This window comes from Methylobacterium sp. (genome assembly GCF_019750675.1).
GTDB lineage: Bacteria > Pseudomonadota > Alphaproteobacteria > Rhizobiales > Beijerinckiaceae > Methylobacterium.
Genome location: NZ_JAIEOF010000384.1, coordinates 1 through 6,262, shown reverse-complemented (window position 1 = coordinate 6,262; position 6,262 = coordinate 1). Strand labels below are relative to the sequence as shown.

Sequence of the window (6,262 nt, the reverse complement as noted above, 5' to 3'; positions counted from 1 at the left end):
GGGTGGCACGTGGCTTGCGCACCGTCCGTCCACAGGAGCCGTCACGGCTCGCAGACGAGGGATCGACGCGTGGCCCACGGCTCCTCCCATCCGACGGCGGCCGGCCCGGCCGCCGAAGCTCCGCCGGTCGCAGAGGTTCCGCCGGTGGCGCTGGGTCTCCTCGGGCTCCAGCACGTGCTGGTCATGTATGCGGGTGCCGTGGCGGTGCCGCTCATCGTCGGGCGCGCCCTCGGGCTGCAGCCCGAGCAGGTGGCGATGCTGGTCAGCGCCGACCTGTTCGCCTGCGGCCTCGCCACCCTGATCCAGAGCTGGGGCCTGCCCGGCATCGGCATCCGCATGCCGGTGATGATGGGCGTGACCTTCGCGGCGGTGACGCCGATGATCGCCATGGGCACCAACCCGGCCCTCGGGCTCACGGGCATCTACGGCGCCGTCATCGTCGCCGGGCTGTTCGCCCTCTTCGCCGCGCCCCTGGTGGGCCGGCTGCTGCCGCTGTTCCCGCCCGTCGTCACCGGCACGGTCATCCTCGTCATCGGCATCTCGCTGATGCGGGTCGGCGTGAACTGGGCCGCGGGCGGGGTCGGCAACCCGCGCTACGGGGCGCTGCTCTACCTCGGCATCGCGCTGTTCGTTCTCCTGGTGATCCTGGCGCTGACCCGCTTCACGCGCGGCTTCGTGGCCTCGGCCTCGGTGCTGATCGGGATCGTCGCCGGCATGGTGGTGGCGGGCCTGTTCGGCCTCGTCGACCTGTCGCGGGTGGCTTCGAGCCCGTGGTTCGACGTGGTGCGCCCCTTCGCCTTCGGCGTGCCGAAGTTCGACCTCGTGGCCGGCCTCACCCTCTGCCTCGTCATGGTGGTGGTGATGATCGAATCCACCGGCATGTTCCTGGCGCTCGCCGAGATCACCGGGGAGACGGTGGACGAGCCCCGCCTGATCCGGGGCCTGCGGGCGGACGGCCTCGGCACCGTGCTGGGCGGCGTGTTCAATACCTTCCCGTACACCTCGTTCTCGCAGAACATCGGCCTCGTCGGCGTCACCGGCGTGCGCTCGCGCTGGGTCACGGTGGTGGGCGGCGTCGTCATGCTGGCCCTCGGCCTCATCCCGAAGCTCGCCGCCCTGGTGGAGGCCGTGCCGCCCTGCGTGCTCGGCGGGGCGGGCCTCGTCATGTTCGGCATGGTCGCGGCCACGGGTGCCCGCATCCTCGGCGCGGTGGATTTTTCCGGCAACCGCAACAACCTGTTCATCGTCGCCGTCTCGGTGGGCTTCGGGCTGATCCCCCTGGCCGCGCCGAACTTCTTCAAGCAGATGCCCGACGCCCTCCACCCCTTGCTCGAGTCCGGCATCCTGCTCGCCGCCCTGTCGGCGCTCGCCCTGAACCTGTTCTTCAACGGTCTGGGCAGCCAGGCCGGCGCCCGCGCCGAGGCGGCCCGCCTCGCCCACGCCGCCGAGGCGTGAGCCGCCCCGGGATCCCCACGAGAGGACACGCATCATGCCATTGACGAGGGCGCGCTACGGCAAGGGCCGCGTGCGGGTGCTCCGCCTCGCGCGGGACGGCGACCGGCACGGCGTGCGCGAACTGACCCTGACGGTGCTGCTGGAGGGCGATTTCGCGGCGGCCTGGACGGCGGGCGACAACCGCCGGGTGGTGGCCACCGACAGCATCAAGAACATCGTCAACGTCACCGCCGCCCGGCACGTGGAGGCCGAGACCGAGGAATTCGTGGGGCATGTCGCGGCCCTGTTCCTCGAGCACTACCCCCAGGTCCGCGCCGTCACCATCGAGGCCCTGGAGACCCGCTGGCTGCGCCGGACGGTGAACGGCGAGCCGCACCCCCACACCTTCACCCTCGACGGCAACGGCCAGCCCTTCGTCCGGCTGGAGGCGGACCGGGACGGCGCGGTGCTGCGGTCTGGCCTGCGCGGCTACACCTTGATGAAGACCACGGAATCGGGCTGGGCCGACTTCGTGGAGGACGCGTTCCGCACCCTGCCCGACACCCAGGACCGCATCTGCGCCACCAGCATGGACGCGACCTGGACCTGGACCGCGCCCCCCGCCGACCCGGTTGCGGCGAACGCGGCGGTGCTCGACATCCTGATCACGGTCTTCGCCAGCACCTACAGCGCCGGCGTGCAGGACAGCATGTACCGGATGGGCGAGGCGGTGCTCGCCGCCCGGCCCGACATCGCCGAGATCCAGTTCGCGATGCCGAACAAGCACTACGTCCCGATGAACCTCGCGCCCTTCGGCATCGATCACGGCGGCCGCATCTTCCTGCCCACCGACGAGCCGCACGGCCAGATCGAGGCCACCATCGCGCGTACCGGCTGATATGGGTTCCGGTCGATCGCTCCGGTCGGCCCGGTCGGAACGGCCCTCCTCTCCCGAAGAAGAGGCGGGCTGCGCCAGAACCCAAACACGTCAGCCGGTCACCGACTGAGCGCTCCGAGTCTTGCCGCGATGGCACGGCCACCGAAGCCGACGATGCGCCCCGATCCGGGCCGTTCGCACGGGCCGGCGCTCCTGCATGGACCCCGCCCTCGCCGGTCGCGCGCGACCCTCGGGGGCGTGCCGATGCGCACGCGTCGGTCGAGAATCATGCCAAGTCGCGCGAGATCCTGCAAAAATCCTGGGCGATCTCCTAAGGCGCTGTCATAAAACAGAATTTCGACTTACAAAATTCCTGCTGTCTCGGCGCGCGCGGCGTTTCTCAAAGTCTGCCTATCCTTCGTGCACGTTTCGCGAGCATATCCTGTTGTTTTACGTAGCAAAGGTGCTCATTTTTCAGGAACTCGAACGCTGCTTCTCGCGTCTTCGCGACAACCGTTCAGATCCAGGACTTGAGCCATGATCCACCCCCGCCTCACCGCAGCCCTCGCGATCACCCTCGGCCTCTCGGCCTCGGGTGCCTTCGCCCAGAGCTACAATGCCCCCGCGGGCATCCCGGCCGCCGTGGCGCCGGGCGGCCTCGAGGGCCAGGCCGCCGGCCGCAACCTGTCCGAGCTTCGCGACCGTGGCCGGTTCGTCGTGCCGCAGGACGCGCGCGGCGAGATCAGCACGGGTTCGGTCCGCACCCGCCGCGGCGACCGCTTCTGAAGAAGGCGCAGGCTAGCAGGCCCGATCGGGGCCCACCGGCGCCCTCCGGGTACGTCGCGACGACGAAGGCCGGCACTCCATCGCGAGCGCCGGCCTTCTTCATGTCGGCTCGATTCTCGCCCCCGGCGGCCCTCAGGCCGCGGCTTCCCGCGGCGTGGCGCGCACCAGCGGCACGGCGTGATAGCCGCGCTCCGCGTAGACGAGGCCCTGTCCGTCGCCCGGTGCCGCGAGGCCCACCACCGCGCAGTAGAGCACATCGTGCGTGCCCACCGGGTGGCGGCCGATGATCCGGCAGTCGAAGGCCGTGAGCGCGCCCTCGAGCACCGGCGCGCCCGTGACGTTCCGGGTCCAGGTGGCCGCCGCGAAGCGGGTCTCCATGGGCGTGCGCCCCCCGAAGGCAGCGGCGATGTCGGACTGGTGGGCCGCCAGGGTGTTGACGCAGAGGACGTCGCTGGCGCTCATCGCCGCGTAGGCCGAGGAGGTGCGGTTGATGCAGACGAGGAGCGTCGGCGGCCCGTCGCTGACGCTGCAGACCGCCGAGGCGGTGAAGCCGGCCCGGCCGCCCGGCCCGTCGGTGGTGACGAGGTGGACGGCGCTGGCGACCCGGGCCATCGCGCCGCGGAAGGCGCCGCCCTCCACGTAGGGGGCCGAGGCTGCGCTCGGATCGGTCTCGCTCACGGCGGTCACTCCTGGGAATCGAGGAACGCCACGAGCGTCCGGTTGAAGGCCTCGGCGCGGGTCACGCTGTGGGCGTGGCCGCCGCTCGGAACCCGGTCGAGGCGGGCATTGGGCAGGCCCCGCGCCAGCGCCTCCGAACACAGATAGGGCACCAAGACGTCGTCGTCCGCCGCCATCAGCAGGGTCTCGTGCGGAATGCCGGCGAGATCCGCGCTGACGTCGAAGGCCTCCAGCGCCGCGATCCGCGCCAGCACCGTGTCGCGCCCGGGGAACTGCGCCAGGGCGTGCGCCTCGTCCTCGGCCACGCGCTCCGCGTTTTCGGACAGCCACGGCGCGGGATAGAGGAAGATCGCTTGCGCCCTGACATAGGCCTCGGCGCTCACATCCAGCAGCAGCTTGCGGGCGGAAAAGCAGCGCCGCGTCGCGGCGTCCGCCCGTGCCCAGCCGTTGATCACGACGAGGCGGCCGACCCGCTCGGGATGGGTGCGGGCGAGTTCGAGTCCGATCAGCCCGCCCAGCGCATGCCCGACGATGTCGCAGCGCGCCGCGCCGCAGGCCTCCATCACCGCGAGGGCGTCGCGCGCCATCGCGGCGATGTCGTGGCCCGGCTCCAAGGGGCCGGCCGAGCGCCCGGTGCCGCGATGGTCGTAGGTGACGACGCGGAAGCGCTCGGTGAGCGCCGCCATCTGCGGCGCGAAATAGGCCGCCGATCCGCCGAGGCCCGGCGAGAGCAGGATCGTGCGGTCGCCGGAGCCCTGCACGGCGTGGTGGATCGGGGTCGTCATCCGCGACGCCTCAGGGCCGGCCGACATGGGCGACCGAGGCGATCTCCACCAGGGCGTCGGGCTTCACGAGGCCGCACTGAATGCAGTAGCGCGCCGGCTTCTCGCCGGGGAAGTACTCTGCGTAGACGGCGTTGATGGCACTGTAGTCGGCCCAGTCCTTCAGGAAGACGTGGTTGAAGGTGACGTCGTCCATGGTGCCGCCGGCGGCCGTCACCACGCCCTTGATCGTCTCCAGCACGTGCCGGGTCTGGGCGGCGGCGTCGCCCGCGTGGACGACGTTCGCTTGCGCGTCGAGGGGCAGCGTGCCGGAGACGTAGAGCACGCCGTCCGCGAGGGTGCCGGGCACGTAGGGCGCAAGCGGCTTGCCGGTGCCGGGGGGGACGATCACGATCTTGGGCATGTCTTTCTCCGTGCTCCTGGAAAGTGGGCTTGGCGGTTTCGTGGCGGGGTGCGTCCTCATCGAGAGGCCGGGGCTCGACCTACTCCGCGGCTTCCGTGCGGGCGCCGTTCGACCCGAGGGTCGCCTCGAAGGCGGCCACATCCGAGACCCAGCCGAAGAAGGTCTCGATGTTGGCAAGCGCCCCCGCCTGCAGGGCCGGCGGGCCGGCCTGGTGGGTGGCGTCGGCCAGCACGATGCCGAAATATTCGAGGAAGAAGCCGTCGCGCAGGGTCGATTCCACGCAGACGTTGGTGGCGATGCCGGTGAAGACCAGGGTGCGGATGCCGGCCGCGCGCAGCAGGCTGTCGAGCTGGGTGTTGTAGAAGCCGCTGTAGCGCGGCTTGCCCAGCACGATGTCGCCCGGCTCGGGCTTGAGGGCGTCGACCAGGGCGTAGTCCCAGGTGCCCCGGGCGAGCAGGCGTTCGTTCATGCCGGGCCGGGCCCGCATGGTCTTGAGGGCGTTGGATTTGTGCCAGTTCGGCGAGCCCGGGCCCCCGGCCTCGACGTAATCCGGGTCCCAGCCGTTCTGGAACCAGACGATGCGGATGCCGGCCGCCCGCGCCGCCGCCACGGCCCGGGCGATCTGCGCCACCACCGGCCCCGTGCCGGAGACGTCGAAACCGGCGAGATCGAGGTAGCCCCCCTTCGTGGTGTAGGCGTTCTGCATGTCGACGACGATGAGCGCGGTGGCTGATGCGTCGAAGGCGATGGGCTCGGGCCGGGCCGCCAGGGTGAGGCCGCCCTGGCGGCCCTGGGGGTCGGTGTAGCCGGCGGGTTTGGCGACGGGGTCCATCACGCCACCTTCGCCATCGGCTCGGAGCCCGCCGCGATGTGCGCGCGGCTCGTCATCAGGGGCTGGATGCGGGTGCCGTAGGCGTCGAGGCCCTTGAGGAAGTCGTCGAACACGAGGAGCACGCCCTCCGTGCCCGGCACCGTCGCGACCTCGTCGAGCATGCGCGCCACCTCGGCGTAGGAACCGACGAGCGTGCCCATGTTGATGTTCACGGCCGAGGTCGGGTCGGCCATCTGGCGCACGTTGGTGTCGGCCCCCGACTTGGTGTCGGCGGCGCCCTGGACCCCGAGCCAGGCGATGGCCTCCTGGTCGGCGCCGGCCTTGTAGTGCTCCCATGTGGCGCGCGCCGCCTCGTCGGTCTCGTCGGCGATGATCATGAAGAGCACGTAGGAGGAGACGTCGCGGCCCGTCGCGGCCTTGGCCGCCTCCAGGCGCTCCACCGTGGGGGCGAAGGCCGTGGGGGTGTTGAC

7 protein-coding genes and 1 pseudogene are annotated in these 6,262 nt (G+C 71.2%); 3 read left to right on the top strand and 5 right to left on the bottom strand.

Translation table 11 applies throughout. The features are described from left to right. Positions 1 to 144 precede the first annotated feature (144 nt). The 3 genes from K2X24_RS20005 to K2X24_RS19995 all read left to right on the top strand — a co-directional run bounded on the left by K2X24_RS20005 (position 145) and on the right by K2X24_RS19995 (position 3,097). Positions 145 to 1,455 carry a nucleobase:cation symporter-2 family protein gene (locus K2X24_RS20005; RefSeq protein WP_292500395.1) on the top strand — a complete coding sequence of 437 codons (1,311 nt, stop codon included), beginning with the start codon at positions 145 to 147 and terminating at the stop codon, positions 1,453 to 1,455. A gap of 34 nt (positions 1,456 to 1,489) precedes the next feature. Next, positions 1,490 to 2,332: a factor-independent urate hydroxylase gene (pucL, locus tag K2X24_RS20000; protein ID WP_292500389.1), complete on the top strand. Its 843-nt coding sequence runs from the start codon at positions 1,490 to 1,492 to the stop codon at positions 2,330 to 2,332. A 516-nt stretch (positions 2,333 to 2,848) separates the two neighbouring features. After that, on the top strand, positions 2,849 to 3,097 hold the full coding sequence (locus K2X24_RS19995; RefSeq protein ID WP_292500388.1) for a hypothetical protein: 249 nt from the start codon (positions 2,849 to 2,851) through the stop codon (positions 3,095 to 3,097). Between the two features lie 132 nt (positions 3,098 to 3,229). On the opposite strand, the gene K2X24_RS19990 is transcribed toward K2X24_RS19995, so the two are convergent. The 5 genes and pseudogenes from K2X24_RS19990 to K2X24_RS19970 all read right to left on the bottom strand — a co-directional run. Continuing rightward, entirely contained in the window at positions 3,230 to 3,709 is a 480-nt protein-coding gene (locus K2X24_RS19990) for a flavin reductase (RefSeq protein WP_292500392.1), read from the bottom strand. Positions 3,710 to 3,780: 71 nt separating this feature from the next. After that, positions 3,781 to 4,560 (bottom strand): pyrimidine utilization protein D, encoded by a 780-nt coding sequence (rutD, locus tag K2X24_RS19985; protein ID WP_292500386.1) that lies wholly within the window; start codon positions 4,558 to 4,560, stop codon positions 3,781 to 3,783. Positions 4,561 to 4,570: 10 nt separating this feature from the next. After that, positions 4,571 to 4,960 (bottom strand): pyrimidine utilization protein C, encoded by a 390-nt coding sequence (rutC, locus tag K2X24_RS19980; RefSeq protein ID WP_292500383.1) that lies wholly within the window; start codon positions 4,958 to 4,960, stop codon positions 4,571 to 4,573. Between the two features lie 79 nt (positions 4,961 to 5,039). Continuing rightward, positions 5,040 to 5,792: a pyrimidine utilization protein B gene (gene rutB, locus K2X24_RS19975; protein WP_292500391.1), complete on the bottom strand. Its 753-nt coding sequence runs from the start codon at positions 5,790 to 5,792 to the stop codon at positions 5,040 to 5,042. Then, positions 5,792 to 6,262, bottom strand: a pseudogene (locus K2X24_RS19970) (pyrimidine utilization protein A); the annotation flags it as partial. The pseudogene K2X24_RS19970 and the gene rutB, both read right to left, overlap by 1 nt.